20 protein-coding genes are annotated in these 25,091 nt (G+C 72.0%); 11 read left to right on the forward strand and 9 right to left on the reverse strand.

What is annotated here, in order from left to right:
* Positions 1 to 54: 54 nt before the first annotated feature.
* The 3 genes from ACZ4VK_RS13700 (at position 55) to ACZ4VK_RS13710 (ending at position 3,362) form a co-directional block, all read left to right on the forward strand.
* Complete coding sequence (locus tag ACZ4VK_RS13700) at positions 55 to 786, forward strand: peptidyl-tRNA hydrolase (RefSeq protein ID WP_468351746.1); 732 nt, start codon at positions 55 to 57, stop codon at positions 784 to 786.
* 82 nt (positions 787 to 868) lie between these two features.
* Entirely contained in the window at positions 869 to 2,320 is a 1,452-nt protein-coding gene (locus ACZ4VK_RS13705; RefSeq protein WP_468351748.1) for an MbnB/TglH/ChrH family RiPP precursor modification enzyme, read from the forward strand.
* A gap of 1 nt (position 2,321) precedes the next feature.
* A complete protein-coding gene (locus tag ACZ4VK_RS13710; RefSeq protein ID WP_468351749.1) occupies positions 2,322 to 3,362 on the forward strand; it encodes a TIGR04222 domain-containing membrane protein in 1,041 nt (346 codons plus the stop codon).
* Between the two features lie 189 nt (positions 3,363 to 3,551).
* Here the strand turns inward: ACZ4VK_RS13710 and hemQ are convergent, their stop codons facing one another.
* Both hemQ and hemG read right to left on the reverse strand, forming a co-directional pair.
* Entirely contained in the window at positions 3,552 to 4,265 is a 714-nt protein-coding gene (gene hemQ / locus ACZ4VK_RS13715; protein WP_468351751.1) for a hydrogen peroxide-dependent heme synthase, read from the reverse strand.
* Positions 4,266 to 4,282: 17 nt separating this feature from the next.
* Positions 4,283 to 5,746, reverse strand: a complete 1,464-nt coding sequence (hemG, locus tag ACZ4VK_RS13720) for a protoporphyrinogen oxidase (protein ID WP_468351753.1) — start codon at positions 5,744 to 5,746, stop codon at positions 4,283 to 4,285.
* 150 nt (positions 5,747 to 5,896) lie between these two features.
* On the opposite strand from hemG, the gene ACZ4VK_RS13725 reads away from it, so the two are divergent.
* The 3 genes from ACZ4VK_RS13725 (at position 5,897) to ACZ4VK_RS13735 (ending at position 8,851) form a co-directional block, all read left to right on the forward strand.
* Positions 5,897 to 6,904, forward strand: coding sequence for a DUF4349 domain-containing protein (locus ACZ4VK_RS13725; protein ID WP_468351754.1), 1,008 nt, complete (start codon positions 5,897 to 5,899; stop codon positions 6,902 to 6,904).
* Between the two features lie 9 nt (positions 6,905 to 6,913).
* Entirely contained in the window at positions 6,914 to 8,287 is a 1,374-nt protein-coding gene (locus ACZ4VK_RS13730) for an FAD-dependent oxidoreductase (protein WP_468351756.1), read from the forward strand.
* A gap of 66 nt (positions 8,288 to 8,353) precedes the next feature.
* Positions 8,354 to 8,851 (forward strand): hypothetical protein, encoded by a 498-nt coding sequence (locus tag ACZ4VK_RS13735; protein ID WP_468351758.1) that lies wholly within the window; start codon positions 8,354 to 8,356, stop codon positions 8,849 to 8,851.
* Between the two features lie 31 nt (positions 8,852 to 8,882).
* Here the strand turns inward: ACZ4VK_RS13735 and hemE are convergent, their stop codons facing one another.
* The gene (gene hemE / locus ACZ4VK_RS13740) at positions 8,883 to 9,959 is read right to left on the reverse strand and encodes a uroporphyrinogen decarboxylase (protein ID WP_468351760.1); all 1,077 of its coding nucleotides are present in this window, start codon (positions 9,957 to 9,959) and stop codon (positions 8,883 to 8,885) included.
* Between the two features lie 91 nt (positions 9,960 to 10,050).
* Here hemE and ACZ4VK_RS13745 point away from each other — a divergent pair, with 91 nt between their 5' ends.
* From ACZ4VK_RS13745 to ACZ4VK_RS13755, 3 genes are all read left to right on the forward strand, one after another.
* The gene (locus tag ACZ4VK_RS13745) at positions 10,051 to 10,752 is read left to right on the forward strand and encodes a DUF3000 domain-containing protein (protein ID WP_468351762.1); all 702 of its coding nucleotides are present in this window, start codon (positions 10,051 to 10,053) and stop codon (positions 10,750 to 10,752) included.
* A gap of 263 nt (positions 10,753 to 11,015) precedes the next feature.
* On the forward strand, positions 11,016 to 11,681 hold the full coding sequence (locus ACZ4VK_RS13750) for a response regulator transcription factor (RefSeq protein WP_073817496.1): 666 nt from the start codon (positions 11,016 to 11,018) through the stop codon (positions 11,679 to 11,681).
* An 82-nt stretch (positions 11,682 to 11,763) separates the two neighbouring features.
* On the forward strand, positions 11,764 to 13,047 hold the full coding sequence (locus ACZ4VK_RS13755) for an HRDC domain-containing protein (RefSeq protein WP_468351764.1): 1,284 nt from the start codon (positions 11,764 to 11,766) through the stop codon (positions 13,045 to 13,047).
* A 62-nt stretch (positions 13,048 to 13,109) separates the two neighbouring features.
* On the opposite strand, the gene ACZ4VK_RS13760 is transcribed toward ACZ4VK_RS13755, so the two are convergent.
* Complete coding sequence (locus tag ACZ4VK_RS13760) at positions 13,110 to 14,231, reverse strand: alpha/beta hydrolase (RefSeq protein WP_468351766.1); 1,122 nt, start codon at positions 14,229 to 14,231, stop codon at positions 13,110 to 13,112.
* Between the two features lie 271 nt (positions 14,232 to 14,502).
* On the opposite strand from ACZ4VK_RS13760, the gene ACZ4VK_RS13765 reads away from it, so the two are divergent.
* On the forward strand, positions 14,503 to 15,717 hold the full coding sequence (locus ACZ4VK_RS13765; RefSeq protein ID WP_468351768.1) for a thiolase family protein: 1,215 nt from the start codon (positions 14,503 to 14,505) through the stop codon (positions 15,715 to 15,717).
* Positions 15,714 to 17,852 (forward strand): 3-hydroxyacyl-CoA dehydrogenase NAD-binding domain-containing protein, encoded by a 2,139-nt coding sequence (locus ACZ4VK_RS13770; RefSeq protein ID WP_468351770.1) that lies wholly within the window; start codon positions 15,714 to 15,716, stop codon positions 17,850 to 17,852. The genes ACZ4VK_RS13765 and ACZ4VK_RS13770 overlap by 4 nt, the downstream gene beginning before the upstream one ends.
* Before the next feature lie 86 nt (positions 17,853 to 17,938).
* On the opposite strand, the gene ACZ4VK_RS13775 is transcribed toward ACZ4VK_RS13770, so the two are convergent.
* From ACZ4VK_RS13775 to ACZ4VK_RS13795, 5 genes are all read right to left on the reverse strand, one after another.
* Entirely contained in the window at positions 17,939 to 19,024 is a 1,086-nt protein-coding gene (locus ACZ4VK_RS13775) for a PLL family lectin (protein ID WP_468351772.1), read from the reverse strand.
* Positions 19,025 to 19,123: 99 nt separating this feature from the next.
* Positions 19,124 to 20,602, reverse strand: a complete 1,479-nt coding sequence (locus ACZ4VK_RS13780; RefSeq protein WP_468352068.1) for an amino acid permease — start codon at positions 20,600 to 20,602, stop codon at positions 19,124 to 19,126.
* 192 nt (positions 20,603 to 20,794) lie between these two features.
* Positions 20,795 to 22,714 carry a 1-deoxy-D-xylulose-5-phosphate synthase gene (dxs, locus tag ACZ4VK_RS13785; protein ID WP_468351774.1) on the reverse strand — a complete coding sequence of 640 codons (1,920 nt, stop codon included), beginning with the start codon at positions 22,712 to 22,714 and terminating at the stop codon, positions 20,795 to 20,797.
* 241 nt (positions 22,715 to 22,955) lie between these two features.
* A complete protein-coding gene (locus tag ACZ4VK_RS13790) occupies positions 22,956 to 24,257 on the reverse strand; it encodes a sugar ABC transporter permease (protein WP_468351776.1) in 1,302 nt (433 codons plus the stop codon).
* Positions 24,254 to 25,042 carry an ATP-binding cassette domain-containing protein gene (locus ACZ4VK_RS13795; protein WP_351219763.1) on the reverse strand — a complete coding sequence of 263 codons (789 nt, stop codon included), beginning with the start codon at positions 25,040 to 25,042 and terminating at the stop codon, positions 24,254 to 24,256. Before ACZ4VK_RS13795 ends, ACZ4VK_RS13790 begins: the two co-directional genes overlap by 4 nt.
* Positions 25,043 to 25,091: the final 49 nt, after the last annotated feature.

Genomic DNA, 25,091 nt, shown 5'->3' on the forward strand with positions numbered 1-25,091 from the left:
GGAAGGGACGATTCCCACAAGAACCGCTCGTCACGGCAGTGGCAGACTTGCTAGGTGAGCAGCAACGACACCGATTCCGCCGGCAGCACCGACCTCCGCGACGCCGAAGTCCCCGACGCCGATCTCCGCGACGAGAAGCCGCAGTTCGTCCTCCCGCTGGTCGTCCGCATCGAGCGGGACGCGCCGCCGGCCCGTACCGACGCGCTCGAGACCGCCGCGCGCGCGGTCCTGGAGATCCTGACCGACGACCGTTCCCTCGGCGAGGGCGAGTGGGCCCGGGTCATGACGGACTGGCAGGACGCCAGGATCCGCAAGGTGGTGCGCCGGGCGCGCGGCGCCGAGTGGCGGCGGGCCGCGGCGCTCCCCGGGATCACGGTCAGCGGTACGGAGGCGGAGGTACGGGTCTTCCCGCCGGTCCCCCTCGACGGCTGGCCCAAGGAGCTGGCCAAGCTCCAGGTCTCGGGCACCGACCTCGACGACCCGGCCGCGCCCGGACCCGTACCGGAGGGGACGGCGGTGCTGTGGTTCAACCCCGGGCTCGACATGTCGGCGGGCAAGGCGATGGCGCAGGCCGGGCACGGGGCGCAGCTGCTGTGGTGGGCGATGGCGGAGGCCGACCGCAAGGCCTGGCGGGAGGCGGGGTTCCCGCTCGCGGTACGGACGGCGCCGGAGGAGGACTGGGCAGGCCTGACGACGAGCGGCCTCCCGGTGGTGCGGGACGCGGGGTTCACCGAGATCGCGCCGGGCTCGTGCACGGTGGTCTCGGCGTTCCCGAACCTCAAATGAAGCTCTGAACGTCCCCCTCCTGGGGTTCGAACGTTCCCGCGAGGGTCATGACGTGGGTGACTGAGGACCGAAGGAGGGGGACATGACGGAACTCGGCATCGGCATCGGCTGGCGTCCCGAGATCGCTGAGGCGGTGGAGGGACTGTCCGGTCTCGACTGGGTGGAGGTCGTCGCGGAGAACATCTGCGCGGACCATCTGCCCGATTCACTGACCCGGCTCCGCGAGCGCCGCGTCACGGTCGTCCCGCACGGCGTCTCGCTCGGCCTCGGGGGTGCGGACCGGCCCGACCCGGCGCGGCTCGCCGCGCTCGGCGAGAAGGCGGTGGCGCTCGGCGCGCCGCTGGTCACGGAACACATCGCGTTCGTACGGGCCGGGGGGCCGCTCACGGCGAGCCCGCTGCTCGAAGCGGGCCATCTGCTTCCCGTGCCCCGGACGCGGGACGCCCTCGACGTGCTCTGCGAGAACGTACGGATCGCGCAGGACGCGCTGCCCGTACCGCTCGCCCTGGAGAACATCGCGGCCCTGATCGCGTGGCCGGGCGAGGAGATGTCGGAGGGACGGTTCCTGGCGGAGCTGGTGGAGCGTACGGGGGTACGGCTCCTCATCGACGTCGCCAACCTCCACACCAACCACGTCAACCGGGGCGAGGACCCGGCGCGGGCCCTGTCCGAACTGCCGGTCGACGCCATCGCGTACGTGCATGTGGCGGGTGGCGTCGAGCGGGACGGGGTCTGGCACGACACGCACGCGCACCCGGTGCCGAAGGCCGTCCTTGACGTCCTCGCGGACCTCGCGTCACGGGTGTCGCCGCCGGGCGTGCTCCTGGAGCGGGACGACGACTTCCCGCCGGCGGAGGAGCTGGCGGCGGAACTGGAAACAATCCGGGGGACCTTGACGGGTACGCCGCGGACAAGGACTCACCGGGGTACGGGTTCCAGCCAAGGGGCGCCGCGCTACGGGGCTGTGCCCACCCTCCCCCAGACTTCGTCCGGGGGGACCCCCACCGCCCCTGCGGAACGTATGCCCACAGCGGTGACGCAGCCGTTGCTCATCGGTGCCGGGGCCCGAGTCTCGGGCGGGGCGATGCCGAGCGCCCCCGTCGAGACGCCCCCCGCACCCACGCGGGCCGCCCGCCAGCGCCTCGGCCTCGCCCAGGCCTCGCTCCTCTCCGCGCTCGTCGCCGGAACCCCCGTCCCCGAGGGCTTCGACAGCCGTCGGCTCGGCGTGCAGAGCCGGGCGCTCGCGGCGAAGCGGGCCGGGGTGGTCGCGAAGGTCGCGCCGGAGCTGCCGGAGATCCTCGGCACGGGCTTCCGGCCGGCGTTCCTCGCGTACGCCAGGTCCCGTCCCATGACCGGCGGCTACCGCCGGGACGCGCTCGACTTCGCCGAACACCTGCTCGTGGCCGGGCGGCCGGAGGATCCGGTGGCACGGCGGCAGCTCACGGAGTGGTGGCAGGACCGTTCCGGCAGCCGTCCGCCGGGCCGCGCCACGCGGCTCGTGCGGGCCGCACGTCACGCACTCGTACGGAGATGAGGTGCCTGTGAACGTCCTGGTCACGCTCTACTACCTGGCCGGTGCCACCGGCATCGCGCTGCTCGTCACCCGGGTCGCCCGGGCCCGCCGGGGACCCGGCGGAGCCGTCCACGACCGTTACGAGGCCGCGTTCCTCAACGGCGGTCCCGCCAGGGTCGTCGACACCGCCCTCGCCGCCCTCCAGGCGGACGGCAGGCTCGCGGTGGGCGGCCCCGGCATCGTGGCCGTCCTCCGTCCCACCGCGTACGACCCGGTGGAGCGCGCCGTGCTCCAGGCGCATGCCGCCGCCCCGCACGGGGCCCTGCACCACCTCCGGCTCGCGGTCATGCGGCACCCTGCGGTCCAGGAGATCGGCGAGGGGCTCGCGGCGCGCGGGCTCGTCGTGCACCTGGCGGTCCGCCGCACCACGGTCCGGTGGTGCGTCGCCGTCGGCCTCACCGCCTTCGTGCTCTTCCCGGTGTCGGCCCTCCTCACCGCCGTGGACTTCGCCACCGACGCGGGGACGTCGGTCCCGTTCATCCTCAAGGTGCTGCCGGTGCTGTTCGCCTGCGTGATCACCGCCTTCGTCTGCGGGTCGCTCTCCGCCCGGCAGATCACCCCGGCCGGCCAGGCCGCGGTCTCCGCGTACGGACGGGCGCACGCCCACCTCGGGGACGCGGGCCTGCTCGTCGCCCTGCACGGGCTGCGGGCCCTGCCCGATCCGGTGCTGCGGGAGCAGCTCGTCGCCGCGGCCAGGTTCTCCGGGCCGGTCCGGCGACGCCGGAGCGGCGGCAGGCGTCCGGTGCGGCACGGGTACGCCGACACGGGCGACGACCTCGCGGCCGCCGTCGTGTGGTGCGCGGGGGTGAGCTCCTGCGGGGGCGGGGGCGGGGGAGGCTCGTGTTCCGGCGGCGGAAGCTCGTGCTCCGGCGGAGGCGCCGGCTGCGGGGGCGGAGGCGGGGGCAGCTCGTGCTCCAGCTCAAGCTCGTGTTCGAGCTCCAGCTCCAGCTCGTGCTCCAGCTCGAGTTCCAGCGGGAGTTCGTGTTCGAGCTCCAGCAGCTGACCGTCCGCCAAGGACGCCGGAAAGGCCCGGAAATGACGCCGGTGCGGCGCGCGTCACGCGCGCCGCACCCGGAGCCGGACCCGGTGTCGCTGGAACGGCAGGCAACGTTCCCGCCTGCCGTCTGATCTTCCGGGTCGAGGGGTGGCGCGCCCGGCCGGGAGCCGGGCCGCCACCAGGTTCGTACGGCCGTCAGGCCAGGCCCGCCACCAGGTCGGCGACGCTCTTGCGGCGACCGGTGTAGAAGGGGACCTCTTCGCGGACGTGCATCCGCGCCTCGGAGGCGCGCAGGTGACGCATGAGGTCCACGATGCGGTGCAGCTCGTCGGCCTCGAAGGCGAGGAGCCACTCGTAGTCGCCGAGGGAGAAGGAGGCGACCGTGTTGGCGCGGACGTCCGGGTAGCCACGGGCCATCTTGCCGTGGTCGGCGAGCATCCGGCGGCGGTCCTCGTCCGGCAGCAGGTACCAGTCGTAGGAGCGGACGAAGGGGTAGACCGAGACGTAGTCGCGCGGGTTCTCGTCGGCCAGGAAGGCCGGGATGTGCGACTTGTTGAACTCGGCGGGGCGGTGCAGCGCCATGTTGGACCAGACCGGCTCCAGGGCGCGGCCCAGCTTGGTGCGGCGGAAGAGGTTGTACGCCTCCTGGAGCTCGTCGCTCGTCTCGGCGTGCCACCAGATCATGACGTCGGCGTCGGCGCGCAGACCGGACAGGTCGTACGTGCCGCGGACGGTGATGTCCTTGGCCGCGAGCTGGTCGAACAGCTCCTGGACCTCGTCGGCGTAACCGCCGCGGTCCTCGGGCAGGACATCGCGCAGCTTGAACACGGACCACAGGGTGTAGCGGATGACCTCGTTGAGGTCCTTCGCCTTCTTACCGGCGTTCGGGATCTTTTCGGGCGCACTCATACGCCTATTCTCGCCCGTCACAGGGAGTGCCCCGCACCGGGGTCGGTCCTTTTCGACGTGGCGATGATCTCCTCCGCGATCTCGTCCGCCGCGCGGTGGGCGGAGGCGACGCAGGCGGGGATGCCGACGCCGTCGTACGCGGCGCCCGCGACCCGCAGGCCGGGGAGCGCGGCGACGGCCTCGCGGACCCGGGCGACGCGGTCGAGATGGCCGACGGGGTACTGGGGCAGGCCGCCGGTCCAGCGGATGACCGTGGTGGCGACGGGGCGCGCCCCGAGCCCGGTGGCGGCGGCGAGGTCCTTGAGGGAGGCGGCGACGAGGTCGGCGTCCTCGCGGTGGAGCTGCTCCTCCTCGCCGTGGCGGCCGACGGAGGTGCGCAGAACGAACAGGTCGGGGGCGCCGTCGGCGACCCAGCGCCACTTCTGCGAGGAGAAGGTGGAGGCCTTGATCGTGTGGCCGTCGACGGGGGGAACGAGGAAGCCGGATCCGGCCAGGGCGGGCATGTCGGAGCGGCGGAAGGCCAGGGTGACCAGGGCCATGGAGGCGTACGCGACGGTGTCGAGCTCGGCGGAGGCCGCGGGCGCGTGCGGGGCGAGGAGCCTGGCGGCGGGCCCCGCGGGGGTGGCGAGGACGACGGCGTCCGCGCTGAGGACCCGGTCGCCGCTGACGACCTGCCAGCCGGTGGGGCCGGTGCGGCGCAGTGCGGTCACGGGGGCGTCGGTGAGGATCTCGCCGCCCGCGGCGCGGATCGCGTCGGCGACCGCGCCCGGCAGGGTGCCGACTCCGCCCTCGACACCGAGGAAGACGGAGCCGCCGAGGCCGGTGGCGGCGCCCGCCGCGTCGGTGGGGACGGCGGCGCCGGCCCGCTGGACGGCGCGGACGGCGGCGGTGAGCGTGGGGTGGCTGCGGGCGGCCTCGAAGAGGGCGGGGACGGCGGCCCGCATCGAGATGCGGTAGGCGTCACCGGCGTACACCCCGCCGAGGAGGGGTTCCACGAGCCGGTCGACGACCTCGTGGCCCATGCGGTCGGCGACGTACGCGCCGATGGCGATGTCCTCGCCGATCTCGGTCGGGGGCAGCTCGCCGTCGCGTCCGATCCGGCGTACGCCCTCGTCGGAGAGGAGCCGGTCGACGGCGTGGGCGTCGCCGGGGACTCCCATGACGTGGCCCTTGGGCATGGGGACGAGCTCGCCGCGGGACCAGACGGACGCGGTGGTGGTGGCGGGGGCCTGGAGCCGGTCGCCGAGGCCGACGGCCCGGGCCAGAGCGACGGCCTCCGGGCGGCGGGCGAGCAGCGACTCGGCGCCGAGGTCCACGGGGGCGCCCGCGATCTCCCCGGCGAGGAGCTTGCCGCCGAGCCGGCTCCCCGCTTCGAGGAGGGTCACCCGGTGTCCGGCGACGGCAAGCCGGTGGGCGGCCGCGAGCCCGGCGATACCGCCTCCGGCGACGACGACATGGGATCCCGTGGTGTCCGCGTTCATGGCACCACTCTCTCAAATCGCCCGCCCGCTCCCGTTCCGAGGCCCGACCGTGACCGCATCGCTACCGCAGGAGGGCAACCCGTTCCGGGGGCCCGTACGTCGAAGAGGCATCGCAGTGGCGACACTCACCACCATCCCTGGGGGGACACGATGCGGAGCGCACGAACGACGGCGAGAACGACGCGCACACGTGCGGCGGCAACGGCAGCGGCCCTGCTCACGGCCGCCCTGGTCGTGACCGGCTGCGGCGCCGACGGCACCGACATGGGCGCGGACGGCAAGCGGGACCTGAGCGCGGCCGCCGGCGCGAAGGGCGGCAGCGGGGCCGAGGCCCCCGGGGCCGCTGACGGCTCCTCGGGCGCCGAGCAGGCCGGGAAGCAGTCGAAGGCGCCCGCCGAGCAGCACGTCATCCGTACCGCCTCCCTCTCGGTGGAGGTCGACGACGTGACGAAGGCCCTGGCCACGGCCCGCCGGGTGACGGCCGGCGCGGGCGGGCGGATCGAGAACGAGGCGACGGAACGGGTCGACGACATGTACGTCACCTCGCGGGTCGTGCTGCGGGTGCCGCAGGAGCGGTACGACACGGTGCTCGCCGAGCTCGCGGGCACCGGGAAGCTCCTCGGCCGCAAGGCGGACGCCAAGGACGTCACCGAGCAGGTGGTGGACGTGGAGAGCCGGATCGCCACCCAGCGCGCGAGCGTGGCACGGGTGCGGGCGCTGATGCAGCGGGCGGAGAAGCTGGCGGACGTGGTGACCTTGGAGGGCGAGCTGAGCCGCCGTCAGGCGGACCTGGAGGCGCTGCTCGCCCAGCAGTCCTCGCTGAGGGACCGGACGTCCCTGGCGACGATCACCCTGGAGCTGACGGAGAAGGAGAAGCCGCGGCCCGAGGAGCCGGAGGAGGGCGGTCCCGGCTTCGGGGACGCCCTGAGCGGCGGCTGGAACGCCCTGGTCGCCGCGGTGACCTGGATCGGCCTCATCCTGGCGGCCCTTGCCCCGTGGCTCGCGGTCGCCCTGATCGCGTTCGTCGTGTGGCACCGCCTGATCCGCCCGCGCCGCGCGGCACGGCCCCGTCCGGCCGCCCCTGCCCTGCCGGACACCCCGCGCAACGCCGCCGGGGCTGCCACGGCTCCCGAACACCCGGAGACCGGCGCGAAGTAGTTTCTTCTCATGACGGAACGACTGGTGGTCATCGGTGGGGACGCGGCGGGGATGTCCGCCGCGTCGCAGGCGCGCAGGCTGAAGGCCCCCGGGGAGTTGGAGATCGTCGCCTTCGAGCGCGGTCACTTCTCCTCGTACTCGGCCTGTGGCATCCCGTACTGGGTCGGCGGCGACGTCGCCTCCCGCGACGAGCTGATCGCCCGCTCCCCCGAGGAGCACCGGGAGCGCGCGATCGATCTGCGGATGCGGACGGAGGTGACGTCCGTCGACGTGCCCGGGCAGCGGATCCGTACGCGGGATCTGGAGAGGGGTACGGAGGCCTGGACGGGTTTCGACAAGCTGGTGATCGCGACAGGGGCGCGGCCGAAGCGCCCGGCGCTGCCGGGGATCGACGCGCCGGGCGTGCACGGCGTGCAGACCCTGGACGACGGGCAGGCGCTGCTCGACTCACTCGACCGGGCGCCGGGGCGGCGTGCGGTGGTGGTCGGCGCGGGCTACATCGGCGTGGAGATGGCCGAGGCACTGCTGGCCCGCGGCTACGAGGTGACGGTGCTGCACCGGGGCGAGCAGCCGATGGCGACCCTCGATCCGGACATGGGCCGCCTGGTGCACCGGGCGATGGACGGCCTGGGGATCACGACGGTCGCCTCGGCGGAGGTCACGAAGATCCTGACGGGTGAGGACGGCCGGGCCCGGGCGGTGGCGACGGAGGACGCCGAGTACCCGGCGGACGTGGTGGTCCTCGGGATGGGGGTGGTGCCGGAGACCTCGCTCGCGCGGGCGGCGGGCCTGCCCCTCGGAGCGCACGGCGGACTCCTGACGGATCTGGCGATGCGGGTCAGGGGCCACGCGAACATCTGGGCGGGCGGTGACTGCGTGGAGGTCCTCGACCTGGTCTCGGGCCGTGAGCGGTACGTGCCGCTGGGGACGCACGCGAACAAGCACGGCCAGGTCATCGGCGCGAACGTGGGCGGTGACTACGCGACGTTCCCGGGTGTGGTGGGCACGGCGGTGTCGAAGGTGTGCGACCTGGAGATCGCGCGGACGGGCCTGCGGGAGAAGGACGCCCGCGAGGTGGGGCTGCGGTTCGTGACGGTGACGGTGGAGTCGACGAGCCGGGCGGGGTACTACCCGGGTGCCGCGCCGATGACGGTGAAGATGCTGGCCGAGCGGCGGACGGGGCGGCTGCTCGGGGTGCAGATCGTGGGCCGGGAGGGTGCGGCGAAGCGGGTGGACATCGCGGCCGTGGCGCTGACGGCGGGGATGACGGCGGAGGCGATGACGGCCCTGGACCTGGGGTACGCGCCGCCGTTCTCGCCGGTGTGGGACCCGGTCCTGATCGCGGCGCGGAAGGCGACGGCGGCCGTTCGGGCGGCGGGATGACCCGAGCGGCAGAGTGACACGCGGTAATGACTTGCACGCGATCCGTCACCATGCGTCACTCTTCGCATGATCCGACACACCGCGCGTGCGCTCTGCGCCGCCTCTCTCGTCATCGCCCCCCTCGCCCTGGCCGCGGCCCCCGCGCACGCGGTGACCTCCTGCACCGTCAACGGGTCCCCCAGGTCCGGCCCGGTCGTGAACGGCACCGCGGGCAACGACTACATCGTGTGCTCGTCCGTGGACCCCGGCGATCAGGTCAACGGCCTCGGCGGCGACGACAACATCGTTCTGACCGGCCAGGCCGCCGGTACCGTCTCCGGCGGCCTGGGCCGCGACTACATCACGTCGCGCTCGAACGTCGTGGTGAGCGGAGTCCTCGCGGGTAACGAGGGCTCCGACTACCTCGTCGTCGACGGCCTGCTCGCCTCCGGCGGCGCCGTCCGGGGCAACTTCGGCAACGACTACCTCAGGGTCAACGTGAACGACGGCACCGCCGACGGCGGCACCGGCTTCGACGCCTGCCAGGTGAACACCGGCAACCCGCCGATCAACTGCGAGTACTGACCTCGACCGCCCCGCGCGCGGACGGCTCGCCTCAGCGGGCCGTCCGCGTGTGCACGTAGTCGACCAGACGGGACAGGGCGTCGGGGTCCATCGACGGCATGACGCCGTGGCCCAGGTTGAAGACGTGTCCTTCCAGGTCCCGCGCGGCGGCGAGCACCTCGTCCGTCTTGGCCTCGACGACCTCGCGTGAGGCGAAGAGCACGGCGGGGTCGAGGTTGCCCTGGAGCGCCTTGCCGGGGCCGACGCGGCGGGCGGCCTCGTCGAGCGGGACACGCCAGTCGACGCCGACGACGTCCGCGCCGGCCTCGCCCATGAGGCCGAGCAGCTCGCCCGTACCGACGCCGAAGTGGATGCGCGGGACGCCGTAGCCGGCGACCGCGTCGAAGACCTTCACGGAGGCCGGCATCACCGAGCGGCGGTAGTCGGCCGGGGCGAGGGCGCCGACCCAGGAGTCGAAGAGCTGGACGGCGGAGGCGCCGGCCTCGATCTGGACCTTCAGGAACGCCGAGGTGATCTGGGCGAGGCGGTCGAGCAGGTCGGCCCAGAGCTGCGGGTCGCCGTACATCATCGCCTTGGTGCGCTCGTGGCTGCGCGACGGGCCGCCCTCGACGAGGTAGCTCGCGAGGGTGAAGGGCGCGCCGGCGAAGCCGATGAGCGGGGTGTCGCCCAGCTCGCCGGTGAGCATCCCGATGGCCTCGGTGACGTAGGTGACGTCCTCGGGGGTCAGGTCGCGCAGCCGGTCGAGGTCGGCGCGGGTGCGGATCGGGTCGGCGACGACGGGGCCGACGCCGGGCTTGATGTCGAGGTCGATGCCGATGGCCTTGAGGGGGACGACGATGTCGCTGAAGAAGATGGCGGCGTCGACCTTGTGGCGGCGGACCGGCTGGAGCGTGATCTCGGTGACCAGCTCGGGCCGCATGCACGACTCGAGCATGGGGATGCCCTCGCGCACCTTCAGGTACTCGGGGAGGGAGCGCCCGGCCTGCCGCATGAACCAGACGGGGGTGTGCGGCACCGGCTCTCGCCGGCACGCCTTGAGGAACGCGGAGTCGTAGGTCCGCGACTGCTGCTTCGTCTGCTGGCCCGAGGGGCGGTCGTTGGCGCTCACGCCCAGAATCTTCGCATGTGGCGGGAAGCCGCTCGTCCGGGCAGGGTGTCCCTCCCTGCACGGAGGGCGCGTTCCGCCTACTCTTCCCCGCATGGCTGCGGCTCAGGGACATTTTTCCGATCATTCCGACGGCGATCGAGGGACGGACGAAACGGCGGACAGTACGGAGACGAACCCGGTGCCACCGGTGTTCCGGCGGGCGGTGGAGGCCCTGCGTTCGGCGCGGTTGCGGCCGGAGATCGAGATCGACCCGACGAGGCCGCCGCAGCGCCTCGCCCCTTACGCGTACGCGGTGGAGGCGGCCGTCGTGGACGGCGAGGAGGACCTGGCGGACGGGCGTCTGGTGCTGCTGCACGATCCGGAGGGGCACGACGCCTGGAAGGGCACGTTCCGGCTCGTGACGCTCGTCCGGGCGGAGCTGGAGCCGGAGATGGCGGCGGATCCGCTGCTGCCCGAGGTGTGCTGGTCCTGGCTGACCGGTGCCATGGAGGCCCGGGGGCTCGCCTACGGTGAGGCGAGCGGCACGGTGACGATGGCGGGCTCGCACTACTTCGGCGGTCTCGCGGACCGCAGGCCGGCGACGCAGATCGAGATCCGGGCGTCCTGGACGCCGCGCGAGGGCCTGGGCGGGGTGCCGGACACCGGGGCGCATCTGGCGGCCTGGTGCGATCTGCTGTGTCAGATCGCGGGCCTGCCGCCCGCGCCGGCGGAGCCGGTGGCGGGAGCGGCGGGGACGGTGTCGGGCGCGGGGATCGTCTCGCTGCCGCAGCGACGGGGTCCGCAGCAGACCTGAGGGGCGTGTTCAAGCCACCTCGCGGGGGTGTCCGAACGGCGGCTCCGGCGCTCCCCCGTGGGGGTGACGGGACGGGGTCCGCTCGTAGGATGATCGATCACGCGTCCGAATTGCCCTAATTGTTACTCACCAAATCGTGATCTTTCCCTAAAGGCGGGCGGCCCAGCTGCCGAAGGAGTGAGTGACCCCTTCACAGCACGGGTTCGCCCCCGGCTTCTTCCCCGAGCCGGCTCCGTCCCGCACCCTTCCCCCCAGGAGGCCTGGTGTCCGTTCTCCTCGAGCAGCCCGCAAGCCTGGTCGCCTACCGCCCGAACAAGCCGACGGCCATGGTCGTCGTGGCCGACCCGCGCGTCCGTTCCACCGTGACCCGCCACCTGTGGGCCCTCGGAGTACGTGACGTGATCGAGGCTTCGTCCATCGCGGAGGCACGTCCCCGCGTCGGCAACCCGCGCGACATCTGCGTTGCCGACGTCCACCTGCCCGACGGCAGCGGCCTGACCCTGCTGTCCGAGACCCGCGCCGCGGGCTGGCCCAACGGCCTCGCCCTCTCGGCCGCCGATGACATCGGCGCCGTACGGAACGCCCTGGCGGGCGGCGTGAAGGGCTATGTCGTCACCGGCACCCGGAACAACATCGGCCACCCCACCCGGCCCGGCGCCGCCCCCATCGGCGCCGCGGCCGCCCGTCTCGGCCACCGCCGCCCCCCGGGTGCCCCGAGCCACCCGGGCGGCTACCGCGAGCTCTCCGGCCGGGAGGTCGAGGTGCTCCGGCTCGTCGCGGAGGGCCAGTCCAACAAGGCGATCGGCGTCTCCATGGGCCTCTCGGCCCTCACCGTGAAGAGCCACCTCGCCCGCATCGCCCGCAAGCTGGGCACCGGCGACCGCGCCGGCATGGTCGCGGTGGCCCTGCGGACGGGGATCATCCACTGACAGACCGGCCCAGGACGAGCAAGCGCCTGTCGACGGAACGTTCCGTCGACAGGCGCTTGCCGTTCACCGATACCCTTGACACGTGACCGACGCCCAAGAGACCGCAGCAGACACAGCACTGCGCACCACCGGGGGCGGCCCCCCGGACGACGATGTCCCTGCGAATGGGCTTCCGATCCCGTTGCTGGAGCCCCGCGAGGGTGTTCCGCCCGTCGTCGAGACCGAGGACGCCCTCGCCGAGGTGATCGCCGCCTTCGCCGCAGGCAGCGGCCCCGTCGCCGTGGACGCCGAGCGCGCCTCCGGCTACCGCTACGGCCAGCGCGCCTATCTCGTGCAGCTCCGCCGCGAGGGCGCGGGCACCGCGCTCATCGACCCCGTGGGCTGCCCCGACCTCTCCGGACTCGGCGAGGCGCTCGCCGGGACCGAGTGGATCCTGCACGCCGCGACGCAGGACCTCCCCTGCCTCCGTGACATAGGCATGCTGCCGACCTCCCTGTTCGACACGGAGCTCGCCGGGCGGCTCGCGGGCTTCCCCCGGGTCGGCCTCGGCGCGATGGTCGAGTCCGTCCTCGGCTACGCCCTGGAGAAGGGCCACTCAGCGGTGGACTGGTCGACCCGGCCGCTCCCCGAGCCCTGGCTGCGGTACGCGGCCCTGGACGTCGAGCTCCTCGTCGACCTGCGGGACGCCCTGGAGAAGGAGCTCGACCGGCAGGGCAAGCTGGACTGGGCCCACCAGGAGTTCGACGCGATCGCAGCGGCCCCGCCCGCCCCGCCCCGCAAGGACCCGTGGCGCCGGACCTCCGGCATGCACAAGGTGCGCCGCCGTCGCCAGATGGCGGTCGTACGGGAGCTGTGGACGGCCCGTGACAAGGTCGCCCAGCGGCGGGACGTCTCCCCCGGCAAGGTGCTGAGCGACGCGGCGATCGTGGAAGCGGCGCTCGCGGTGCCGGTGAACCTGGCCGCGCTGACGGCGCTGCCCGGTTTCGGCCACCGGATGGGCCGCCGTCAGCTGGAGCAGTGGCAGGCCGCGGTGGACCGCGCCAGGGCCCTGCCGGAGAGCGAGCTCCCGCAGCCCGGCCAGCAGGTGGCGGGGCCGCCCCCGCCGCGCGCCTGGGCGGACAAGGACCCCGTCGCGGCGGCCCGCCTTTCGGCGGCGCGCGCGGCGGTCTCGGCACTCGCGGAGGAGCTGAACCTCCCGCAGGAGAACCTGATCACCCCGGACACCGTGCGCCGGGTCTGCTGGGAGCCGCCGTCCCCGGCCGGCGCCGAGGGCGTGGCGGAGGCCCTGGCGGGTCACGGCGCGCGCGCCTGGCAGGTCGAGCTCGTGACCCCGCTCCTGGTGAAGGCGCTGACGGCGACGGCGTGACCCCGTTCGAAGAGAGCCCCCGGCCCGTGTGCGGTCGGGGGCTCCGTCGTCTCGGGACAGGCCTACGGGACCGGGGTGAGGTTTCCGGCGGTGTCCATGGTGAAGACGCCCTGGGTCTTGCCCTCGACCTTGAGGTGCTTGAGCCAGTGCTTCGAGAGGTTGTGCACGTTCTTGTGCTGCATCTCCCACACCACCGAATGCCCCGCACAGGCCAGCTTCACCATCAGCTTGTGCGGGCCCGCGACGGCTTTGTAGAGCGCGGGGACCGAGAAGTTGAGTTCCGGGTTGGTGCTGGGCGGTGACGTGTTCACCTGGCTGTCGTGCTCCCCGTACACCATGAGGACGGGCACGCCGCCGCCGAGCACGCCGCCCTGCGCCGCGGTGGTGTTGTTCCATCCCCACCGGAAGAAGTTCCTGATCCGGTTGAGCCCCTCCGGGGGTCCCCAGGTGTGGCCGACCGGGTCGCACTTCATGATCGCGTCCCACGCCACGTCGGCGATGCCGGCTTCGCGCTGGCCGTCGCAGTGCACCTCGTTGCCCCAGGCCGTGATGAATCCCGTCTTCCCGCCGACGAAGGTCGGGAAGCCCGGAAGCGGCAGCGTGGCCGGCGGGTTCGACGTGCCGAGGGGCGGGAAGATCGGCGCGAGGAGGAAGAGGCTGGAGACCTTCTTCGCGTTCTTGACCGCGTACGGGCCCATCGTGAACGCGGCGGCGGACCAGCCGATGAAGGCGACCTTCTCCGCCTCGCACTCGGTGAGGATGAACTCCACGACGGTGTTCAGTTCGTCCCGGTCGCTGTTCGAGTTGGTCAGCTGGAACGGGTAAGGGGGCGGTCCCGGCGTGAATCCCACCGGCCTCGGCGTCAGCTGGCCCTGCTGGGCGGGGTTGACGTTGCGGGGGTCGTCCATCTGGGGGCGCGGCGAGAGCCCGGAGCCCTGCAGGTCCATCATGAAGACGTCGTAGCCGGCTTTCGCCAGCGCCTCCGCCCAGCTGTAGGACTTGTACGGGAGGTCGAAGCCCGCGAGCACGGGAACGCTCCGGCCGTGGAGCATCAGGACCGGGGTGCGCGTCCCTCCGCCGGGCGTGCCGTTCCGCTCCCGGACGAAGAGTCTGACCGTCTCCCCCTTGTTCGCGGGGACGGTGGACGTGTGGGTGACCTCGTGGTCGGTGGTGACGATCGCCATGGGAGCCCGTTCCGCTCGGTGGGTCCGGGGGCCGCGCCCCGGCCGGACCAGCCTCCGCCCGCCGGGGACCGCGCGCCACGGCACGGTTGCCGCCCTGGGCCCATCGGGGTGTGGGACCCTCCGATCGGACGCATGCGGGATGTGACCTTCGCCGCTTGCCCCCCAGGGGCTGGGCAGCCCGGTTACTCACAAGTAGCATGGGGGAAGCAAGCGCACGCTTAGGCGTGTGCCGCAGCAGCAGTGCCACCCCGCACCCTGGAGGAGAGCCATCGTGCCTCGTACCGTCAGGGACGTCGTCTTCGTCGACGGCGTCCGCACCCCGTTCGGCAAGGCGGGCCCGAAGGGCATCTACCACGAGACCCGCGCCGACGACCTCGTCGTCAAGGCCATCCGGGAGCTGCTGCGCCGCAACCCGGGCCTCGACCCCGCGAAGATCGACGAGGTCGCCATCGCCGCGACCACGCAGATCGGCGACCAGGGTCTGACGCTCGGCCGTACGGCGGGCATCCTCGCCGGGCTGCCGCAGTCGGTGCCGGGCTACTCGATCGACCGCATGTGCGCCGGTGCCCTCACCGCCGTGACGAGCGTCGCCGGCTCCATCGCGTTCGGCGCGTACGACGCCGTCATCGCCGGTGGCGTCGAGCACATGGGCCGTCACCCCATGGGCGAGGGCGTCGACCCGAACCCGCGCTTCGTGTCGGAGAAGCTCGTCGACGAGTCCGCCCTGTTCATGGGCATGACCGCCGAGAACCTGCACGACCGCTACCCGAGCATCACCAAGCGGCGCGCCGACGAGTACGCCGTGCGCTCGCAGGAGAAGGCCGCCAAGGCGTACGCCGACGGCAAGATCCAGCAGGACCTGGTGCCGATCTCGGTGCGCCGCACCGACGCCGCCGCCGGCGAGACCGGCTGGGGCCTGGTCACCGCCGACGAGCCGATGCGTCCGGGCACCACCCTGGAGTCGCTCGCCAACCTGAAGACGCCGTTCCGCGTCCACGGCAACGTGACCGCGGGCAACGCGGCCGGTCTCAACGACGGCGCCACCGCCTCGATCATCGCCTCCGAGGACTTCGCGCGGGAGAACGACCTCCCCGTCAAGATGCGCCTCGTCTCGTACTCCTTCGCCGGCGTCGAGCCCGAGGTCATGGGCTACGGTCCGATCCCCGCGACCGAGAAGGCGCTCGCCCAGGCCGGTCTCTCGATCGAGGACATCGGCCTCTTCGAGATCAACGAGGCCTTCGCGGTCCAGGTCCTGGCGTTCCTCGAGCACTACGGCATCGCCGACGACGACGCCCGCGTCAACCAGTACGGCGGCGCGATCGCCTACGGTCACCCGCTGGCCTCCTCCGGCGTCCGTCTGATGACGCAGCTGGCCCGCCAGTTCGAGGAGCACCCGGAGGTCCGCTACGGCCTCAACACGATGTGCGTCGGCTTCGGCATGGGCGCCACGGTCATCTGGGAAAACCCCCACTGGGAGGGCAAGTGAGCACCACCGCCGAGCTTCTGAAGGGCGCCGCCGAGCTCTTCCCGGACGAGGTCGTCACCAGCGCCCACGTACGGCACTTCGAACTGCCCGCGGGTGCGGGCCGGTTCGCGCTGATCACCCTGGACAACGGCTTCGACCACACCAAGCCGACCACCTTCGGCCCGCAGTCCCTCGCCAACCTGAACACGGCGATCGACCAGGTCGAGGCCGAGGCCGCGAACGGTGAGATCGTCGGCGTCGGCATCACCGGCAAGCCGTTCATCTTCGCCGTCGGCGCCGACCTCAAGGGCGTCGAGCTGCTCAAGAAGCACGACGAGGCGCTCGCCATCGGCAAGGGCGGCCACGACGTCTTCAAGCGTCTCTCCGCGCTCGCCGTGCCGACCTTCGCGTACTACAACGGCGCGGCCATGGGCGGCGGCGTCGAGGTCGGTCTGCACTGCAGCTACCGCACCGTCTCGAAGGCCCTGCCGGCCTTCTCGCTGCCCGAGGTCTTCCTCGGTCTGGTCCCCGGCTGGGGCGGCTGCGCCATCCTGCCGAACCTGATCGGCGCGGAGAAGGCCGTCTCGGTCATCATCGAGAACTCGCTGAACCAGAACCGTCAGCTCAAGGGCAAGCAGGTCTTCGAGCTCGGCATCGCCGACGCGCTGTTCGAGGGCGCGGACTTCCTGGAGCAGTCGCTGATCTGGACGGCCTCCGTCCTGAACGGCTCCGTGACCGTGGAGCGCCCCGCGATCGACCGCGGCGAGGCCTGGGACCAGGCCGTCGCCAAGGGCCGTGCCATCGCCGACTCCAAGGTGCACGGCGCCGCCCCGGCCGCCTACCGCGCCCTCGACATCATCGAGGCCGCCAAGGACGGCGACCTGCAGAAGGGCTTCGACGCCGAGGACCAGGCCCTCGCGGACCTGATCATGGGCGGCGAGCTGCGCTCCGGCATCTACGCCTTCAACCTGGTGCAGAAGCGCGGCAAGCGCCCCGCCGGCGCCCCGGACAAGTCGCTGGCCCGCCCGGTCACCAAGGTCGGTGTCGTCGGCGCCGGCCTGATGGCCTCCCAGCTGGCCCTGCTCTTCCTGCGCCGCCTTGAGGTGCCGGTCGTCCTGACCGACATCGACCAGGAGCGCGTCGACAAGGGCGTGGGCTACGTCCACGCCGAGATCGAGAAGCTGCTCGGCAAGGGCCGCATCAACCAGGACAAGGCCAACCGTCTCAAGGGCCTGGTCTCCGGCGTCCTCGACAAGGCCGAGGGCTTCGCGGACGCGGACTTCATCATCGAGGCCGTGTTCGAGGAGATGTCCGTCAAGCAGAAGGTGTTCGCGGAGGTCGAGGCGGTCGCCCCGGCGCACGCGATCCTCGCCACCAACACCTCCTCGCTCTCGGTCTCCGAGATGGCGTCGAAGCTCCAGCACCCGGAGCGCGTGGTCGGCTTCCACTTCTTCAACCCGGTCGCGATCCTCCCGCTCCTGGAGATCGTCCGCGGCGAGAAGACGGACGACGCCTCGCTGGCCACCGCGTTCGGTGTCGCGAAGAAGCTGAAGAAGACCGCGGTCCTCACCAAGGACGCCCCGGCGTTCGTCGTGAACCGCATCCTGACCCGCTTCATGGGCGAGATCCAGAACGTCATCGACGAGGGCACCCCGGTCGAGACGGCCGAGAAGGCCATCGAGCCGCTCGGTCTGCCGATGTCGCCGCTGGTGCTCCTGGAGCTCGTGGGCCCGGCGATCGGTCTGCACGTCTCCGAGACCCTGAACCGTTCCTTCCCGGACCGCTTCACCGTCTCGCCGAACCTCAAGCGTGTGGTCGAGGCCGGCAAGCGCGGCTTCTACGTCTACAACGCGGAGAACGGCTTCAAGCCGGAGCTCGACCCGGAGGTCGCCGCCCTCCTCGTCCAGGGCGACTCCGTCCTGACCGAGGAGCAGGTCCGCGACCGCGTCCTGGACGCGGTCGCGCAGGAGATCGGTCTGATGCTGGAGGAGGGTGTCGTCGCCGAGGCGCAGGACATCGACCTCTGCCTGATCACGGGTGCCGGCTGGCCCTTCCACCTGGGCGGCATCACGCCGTACCTGGACCGTGAGGGCGTCTCCGAGCGCGTCAACGGCAGGCGTTTCCTGGCGCAGGGCGTGGCGAGCGTCCCGGCGTAACCCCCCGGTACGTACGCGTACGGCCCCGGCACCTTCTCCAGGTGCCGGGGCCGTTCGCCGTTCCGCGGGCGGGTCAGGGGCGGGTTTCACCCTATGGAGCGCCAGCCCTCCAGGAGGAGCCCCTCCGCCGCCGCCTTCTGACGGGTGGTGAGCAGCGAGCTCCCGCCGGCGAGCGCCATCACGACGAGACGCCCGTCGAGGCCCCGGGTGAGGACGGTGTCGAGGTCGCCGCGGGCGTCGCCGGTCTCCGACCACGCGATGCCCCCCTCGCCCTCCCGCTCGCTCGGGTAGGCGGCGAGGGCGAGCCGGCCGTCGGCGGACTGCTGGGCGAGGACCGTGCAGTCGTGGCCGTCGATGAGGCAGCGGGTGACGGAGAGCCGTCCGGTGCCGGCCGCGTCGCCCAGCGGCGTGGGTTCGAGGGAGCGCTCGGGCGACCAGGCGCAGACCCGGCCGTCCTCGTCGAGGTAGAAGAGGGTGGCGTGCCCGGAGGGGCCGGTGGTGGCCGCCAGGGTGCCCATGGTCACCGAGGCCGGGACCAGCTCCTCGCGGATCGGCTTCGCGCCGGGCTCCCGCTGGACGTAGCGGACGAGGCCCTTGGCGTGCGAGCTGTACAGCTCGACGAGGCCGGAGCCGTTGGTGACGGCGGCGGGCGAGGGGTCCGTCCTGGAGCCGAGCAGGTCCCACCAGGGGTGCCAGCCGCCGGCGTCCTTCTGGGCCCGTACGCTCAGACCGCCGCCCCCGTTGCGCATGAAGACGTACGCGCGGCCCTGGGCGTCGACGGCGACCGCGGGGTTGCCGGTCCACGGCCCCTTGCCGTTGGAGTGCCCGATCGGCCGCCAGGCGACCGTGGGGCGGCCCGTCTGGAACTGGACGCTGTGCACCAGCTCGACGTGATCCTCTCCCCCGTCGGCCGGCCGCAGGGCGACGAGGTGGACGTACCGGTCAGGGCCCTGGCCCACCGCGAGGAAGGGCATCAGACCGTCGCCGCCGAGCGAGACGGGCCCGCTCCAGCGGCCGTCCTGCTCCTCGGTCCAGCGCACCACGTCCCCGTCCCGGGGCAGATAGGCGCTGAACCGGCCCTCCGCCCCTCTGGTCAGCCAGCGCCCCTGGAGCACGGGGGCGGTGGAGGAGCCGTGTGAACGGGCGGTGGGGGCCTGGGATCGATTCGCCATGGGGGGATCCAGCACTCCGGTCGTCGGAAGGAGTTCGGGTACGAACCGACTGTAGTCGCCCTTCCGGAGGGTCCCTCCCACGGCTGTCGCGTCACCCGCTCAGTAGCGGGCGTCCGGGCCCTCCCGCCCGAGCCGGCTGTGACCGCGCCCGTACAGGAAGTACACGACGATGCCGATCGCCATCCAGACGGCGAACCGGAACCAGGTCTCGCCGGGCAGGTTGAGCATCAGCCAGAGCGAGGCGGCGATGGAGAGGATCGGCAGCGCGGGCACCCAGGGGGTGCGGAAGGCGCGCGGCAGGTCGGGGCGGGTGCGGCGGAGCACGATGACGCCGAAGGCGACGAGCACGAAGGCGAAGAGGGTGCCGATGTTCACCAGGGTCGCGAGCTCGTTGATGCTGGTGAAGCCGGCGATGATCGCGATGAGCACGCCGAGCAGGATCGTGGGGCGGTACGGGGTCTTGAAGCGCGGGTGCGTGACGGAGAAGAAGCGCGGCAGCAGGCCGTCGCGGCTCATGGCGAAGAACACCCGGGTCTGGCCGAGGAGCAGGATCAGACAGACCGTGGTGAGGCCGACGGCGGCGCCGAAGCTGATGACGCCCGCGTAGAAGGGGTGTCCGGCGGCTTTGAAGGCGTCGGCGAGCGGGGCGCTCACGGACAGCTCCGTGTAGTGCTGCATGCCGGTGACGACCAGGGCGACGGCCACGTAGAGCACGGTGCAGATGAAGAGCGAGCCCAGGATGCCGCGGGGCATGTCCCGCTGCGGCAGTTTGGTCTCCTCGGCGGCGGTGGCGACGACGTCGAAGCCGATGAAGGCGAAGAAGACGACCGAGGCGGCGGTGAAGATGCCCATGACGCCGAAGTTGGTGGGCTCGTAGCCGAACAGCAGCTGGACGAGCGGGGAGTCCCAGTTGGAGCCGCCGCCCTCGGGGGTGACGGCCGGCGGGATGAAGGGCTTGTAGTTGTCGCCGACGATGAAGAAGAGACCGGCGATGATCACGATCATCACCACGGTCACCTTGATCGCCACGACGACCGCGGTGATCCGCGCGGAGAGCTTCATGCCGAGGACGAGGACCGCGGTGAGGACCAGGACGAGCACGAAGGCGAGGATGTCGAAGGTGCCGCCCTCCACGTCCGGACCCTCCATCCACGCCGGTAGGTGCCAGCCGGCGTTGTCCATGAGCGAGCGGACGTAGCCGGACCAGCCGACGGCGACCACCGCCGTGCCGAGCGCGAACTCCAGGACGAGGTCCCAGCCGATGATCCAGGCGGGCAGTTCGCCGATCGAGGCGTACGCGAAGGTGTACGCCGATCCGGCCACCGGCACCGTCGAGGCGAACTCGGCGTAGCAGAGGGCGGCGAGGGCGCAGACGATGCCCGCCGCGACGAACGCGAGGGCGGTGGCCGGGCCCGCGTTCTCCTTGGCGACCTTTCCGGTCAGGACGAAGATGCCGGTGCCGATGATGACACCGACGCCGAACACCGTCAGATCCCAGGCGGACAGGGATTTCCGGAGTGCGTGCTCCGGTTCCTCCGTGTCACGGATCGACTGTTCGACCGATTTGGTCCGGAACATTCCGGAGTTCGCCCGTGGCTGCTGGTCCGTGCTCACCGTCGTACCTCCCTGCCGTGGGGCTGCGGGCCCTGGGGGTGTCTTGTCGATCAGGCCGGGCTCACCCCTAGAGGTCAGAATGCACGCGAACGGGCCGGTCGGCACTCCGAAGAGTGAGCCGACCGGCCCGTGGGTGACGCGGGGTGACGCGAACCGTCAGTCGCGGGCGGGCTCCACGGCCTGCGCGCTGCTCTCGAACCTTCCGTCGAGGCGTGAGACCAGACCGGTGACCTGCCGGGCGATGTCCGGGGCGGTCAGTCCGATCTCGGCCATGACCTCGGCGCGGGAGGCGTGGTCGAGGAAGCGCGGCGGGATGCCGAAGTCACGCAGCGGTACGTCCACCCCGGCGTCGCGCAGCGCCTGCGCGACGGCCGAACCGACACCGCCGACGCGGCTGTTGTCCTCGACGGTGACGACGACCCGGTGACGCTCGGCCAGTGGGGCGAGGGCCTCGTCCACCGGCTTGACCCAACGGGGGTCGACGACGGTCGTGGTGATGCCCTGGCTGTCGAGGAGGTTCGCGATCTCCAGGCACATGGGCGCGAGGGCGCCCACGGAGACCAGGAGGACGTCCGGCCGGTCGCTGCCGGGCTCGCGGAGCACGTCCATGCCGCCGACCCTGCGTAGGGCGGGGACGGCGGGGCCGACCGCGCCCTTGGAGAAGCGGACGACGGTCGGCGCGTCGGTGACCTCGACGGCCTCGCGGAGCTGCGCGCGGACCTGGTCGGCGTCGCGCGGGGCGGCGAGCCGCAGGCCGGGGACGACCTGGAGGATCGACATGTCCCACATGCCGTTGTGGGAGGCGCCGTCGGTGCCGGTGACACCGGCCCGGTCCAGGACGAAGGTGACTCCGCACTTGTGCAGGGCCACGTCCATCAGGACCTGGTCGAAGGCGCGGTTGAGGAAGGTGGCGTACACCGCGAAGACGGGGTGCAGTCCGCCGGTGGCGAGGCCCGCGGCGGAGACCGCGGCGTGCTGCTCGGCGATGCCGACGTCGAAGACCCGCTCGGGGTAGGCCTTGGCGAACTTGTCGAGGCCGACGGGCTGGAGCATGGCCGCCGTGATGGCGACGATGTCCTCGCGCTCCTTGCCGAGCGCGACCATCTCCTCGGCGAAGACGCCGGTCCAGTCGGCGCCGGAGGAGGCGATGGGCAGGCCGGTGTCGGGGTGGATCTTGCCGACGGCGTGGAAGCGGTCGGCCTCGTCCTGGAGGGCGGGCTGGTAGCCACGGCCCTTCTCGGTGAGGCAGTGGACGATCACGGGGCCGCCGAAGCGCTTGGCGCGCGTCAGGGCGGACTCCAGGGCCTCGATGTCGTGGCCGTCGATGGGGCCGACGTACTTGAGGCCGAGGTCCTCGAACATGCCCTGGGGGGCGATGAAGTCCTTGAGGCCCTTCTTGGCGCCGTGGAGGGTCTCGTAGAGCGGCTTCCCGACGACGGGGGTGCGCTCCAGGATGTCCTTGCCGCGGGCGAGGAAGCGCTCGTAGCCGTCGGTGGTGCGCAGGGTCGCCAGGTGGTTGGCGAGGCCGCCGATGGTGGGGGCGTAGGAGCGCTCGTTGTCGTTGACGACGATGACGAGCGGGCGGTCCTTGGCGGCGGCGATGTTGTTCAGCGCCTCCCAGGCCATGCCGCCGGTGAGGGCTCCGTCGCCGATGACGGCGACGACGTGGTCGTCCTTCTTCAGGACCTCGTTGGCCTTGGCGAGGCCGTCGGCCCAGCCGAGGACCGTGGAGGCGTGGGAGTTCTCGATGACGTCGTGCTCGGACTCGGCCTGCGAGGGGTAGCCGGAGAGGCCGCCCTTCATCTTGAGCTTGGAGAAGTCCTGGCGGCCCGTGAGCAGCTTGTGGACGTAGCTCTGGTGGCCGGTGTCCCAGAGGACCCGGTCCTTCGGGGAGTCGAACACGCGGTGCAGGGCGATGGTCAGCTCGACCACGCCGAGGTTGGGCCCGAGGTGCCCGCCGGTCTTGGAGACGGCGTCCACGAGGAACGTCCTGATCTCGTCGGCCAGCTGGTCCAGCTGTTCCGGGGAGAGCCGGTCCAGATCTCGCGGTCCCCTGATACGGGTCAGCAGAGCCACCCGTTCCTCCTTGCGTTTGAGCTGGTCGAGCTTGCCGATTTGTCGAGTCTAATGTTCCGCCCTGGATCGCGGGCATCGGGCCACGGGGTGAGGCGTCACCCTCACGGCCTACGTGCCGCTGATCTGTACGGGCCTGTGCGTGCCGGTTCACTGCTCCGGACGCAGCAGTGCCCGGCGCCGGTTTCGCGGCGCCGGGCAGGTGTGGCGAGCGTTACGCGCGCGGGACGGGTGTCCCGAGAAGCTAGGCGCGTCCCGCCGTCTTCTGCGTCTTGCGGGAGACCGAGTCGATGATCACCGCGATGAGCAGGACCGCTCCGGTGATCATGTACTGGATCGCGTTGGAGGACAGGTTCATCTGGTTGAGGCCCTGGACGATCGACTGGATCACCAGGATGCCGAGGAGCGCCGACCAGACCTTGCCGCGTCCGCCGAACAGGGACGTACCGCCGATGACCGCCGCGGCGATGCACATCATCAGCTGGTTGCCGCCGCCGAGGGAGCGGTCGGCACCGCCGGTCGCGGAGGCGAGGAACAGACCGCCGATGGCGCCCATGGTGCCGGAGATCATGAAGACCGAGATCCGGATCCACGAGACGTTGATGCCGGCGCGGCGGGCGGCCTCGATGCCGCCGCCGACGGCGAAGACCTGACGGCCGTAGGTGGTGCGGCGCAGGACGAAGTCGGTGACGAGGAGGATCACCAGGAAGATCACGAGCGAGAGCGGCAGGCCCTGCTCCTGGTTGAAGCCGTAGGCGGCGACGAGGACGAGGACCGCGAGGACGGCGGTGCGCAGGATCATCTCGCTCTGCGGGCGGTGCGGCAGCTCGGCGGCCTTGCGGCGGCGGGCGTCGCGCAGCTGGGCGAGGTAGAACGCGGCGACGACGGCCACGGCGAGGCCGTAGGCGGCGGCGACGTCGGAGAAGTAGTACTTGGTGAGGTCGCCGACGAAGCTGCCGATGGGCGTCGGGATGGTCGACTTGTCGCCCATGACCCAGGTCTGGAGCCCGGCCCAGCCGAGGAAGCCGGCGAGGGTGACGACGAAGGCGGGCACGCCGATCTTCGCGAAGACCAGACCGTGGAAGGCGCCGAGCAGGGTGCCGGACAGGATGCCGAGGACGATCGCGAGGCCGTCGGGCATGTCGGTGCCGAGGACGCCCCAGACCGCTCCGGCCAGACCCGCCACGGAGCCGACGGCGAGGTCGATCTCGCCCAGCAGCAGCACGAAGACGATGCCGACGGCCATGATGCCGGGGCCGACCGCGTACAGCGTGATCTGGTCGAGGTTGTACGAGGTGATGAAGTTGCCGGTCAGGGCCTGGAAGACGATGCCGATGACGACGAGGCCGACGACGACGGGCAGCGAGCCGATCTCGCCGGAGCGGATCTTGCGCTTGAACTCGTCGACGTAGCCCTTGAAGCCCTGCTCGCGCACGAGGAGGCGGGGGTCGACGGCGGGGATCGCGGCGGCGGCCGGCGCCTCCTCGCTCGTACGGGGGTCGGGCACGGCGGCCTGGTCGCTCGCGGTGGAAGGGGTGTTGCTCACTTCGCTACCTCCGCGTTGCGGGCCTGACGGCGGGTCACGGCGTTGTCCGTGGCACCGGTGATCGCGGCGATGATCTCTTCGTGCGTGGTGGTGGCGACCGGGAAGGTGCCGTTGTTGCGGCCCAGGCGGAGCACCGCGACGGTGTCGGCGACGGCCTTCACGTCGGCCATGTTGTGGCTGATGAGGATGACGCCGAGGCCCTGCTCGCGCAGCCGCTCGACGAGGTCGAGGACCTGGGCGGTCTGCTCGACGCCGAGGGCGGCGGTCGGCTCGTCCAGGATCACGATCTTGGGGTTGCCGACCAGGGCGCGCGCGATGGCGACGACCTGCCGCTGGCCGCCGGAGAGGGCGGCGACGGGGATGCGGACGCTGGGGATGCGGATGGAGAGCGTGGAGAGCAGGTCCTTGGCCCGCTTCTCCATGGCGACCTCGTCGAGGACGCTGCCCTTCTTGATCTCGCGGCCGAGGAACAGGTTGGCGACGACGTCGAGGTTGTCGCAGAGCGCGAGGTCCTGGTAGACGGTCGCGACACCGAGGTTCTGGGAGTCGTGCGGGCGCTGGATCTCGACGCGCTCGCCCTCCCACTCGATGACGCCCTCGTCGATGGGGTGCACACCGGCGATCGTCTTGACGAGCGTGGACTTTCCTGCTCCGTTGTCGCCGACGAGCGCGACGACCTCTCCTGCGTGGACTTCGAGATCGACACCGGAGAGGACCTGAACCGCTCCGAACCGCTTGAAGATCCCGCGCAACGCCAGCACGGGCGTCTGGGACACGTGAACCAACTCCTTCGCCGCCCGCGGGCGGCGGCATGTCGCGCCGCCGGTGCAGCGC

The sequence above is a fragment of the Streptomyces sp. NPDC028711 genome, from assembly GCF_055565415.1.

Coding starts and splice junctions, on each gene's coding strand:
- ACZ4VK_RS13780 (WP_468352068.1), bottom strand. CDS start 20,602: ATGTTCCGGACCAAATCGGTCGAACAGTCGATCCGTGACACGGAGGAA.
- ACZ4VK_RS13725 (WP_468351754.1), top strand. CDS start 5,897: ATGCGGAGCGCACGAACGACGGCGAGAACGACGCGCACACGTGCGGCG.
- ACZ4VK_RS13705 (WP_468351748.1), top strand. CDS start 869: ATGACGGAACTCGGCATCGGCATCGGCTGGCGTCCCGAGATCGCTGAG.
- ACZ4VK_RS13730 (WP_468351756.1), top strand. CDS start 6,914: ATGACGGAACGACTGGTGGTCATCGGTGGGGACGCGGCGGGGATGTCC.
- ACZ4VK_RS13745 (WP_468351762.1), top strand. CDS start 10,051: ATGGCTGCGGCTCAGGGACATTTTTCCGATCATTCCGACGGCGATCGA.
- ACZ4VK_RS13760 (WP_468351766.1), bottom strand. CDS start 14,231: ATGGCGATCGTCACCACCGACCACGAGGTCACCCACACGTCCACCGTC.
- ACZ4VK_RS13735 (WP_468351758.1), top strand. CDS start 8,354: ATGATCCGACACACCGCGCGTGCGCTCTGCGCCGCCTCTCTCGTCATC.
- ACZ4VK_RS13775 (WP_468351772.1), bottom strand. CDS start 19,024: ATGGCGAATCGATCCCAGGCCCCCACCGCCCGTTCACACGGCTCCTCC.
- hemQ (WP_468351751.1), bottom strand. CDS start 4,265: ATGAGTGCGCCCGAAAAGATCCCGAACGCCGGTAAGAAGGCGAAGGAC.
- hemG (WP_468351753.1), bottom strand. CDS start 5,746: ATGAACGCGGACACCACGGGATCCCATGTCGTCGTCGCCGGAGGCGGT.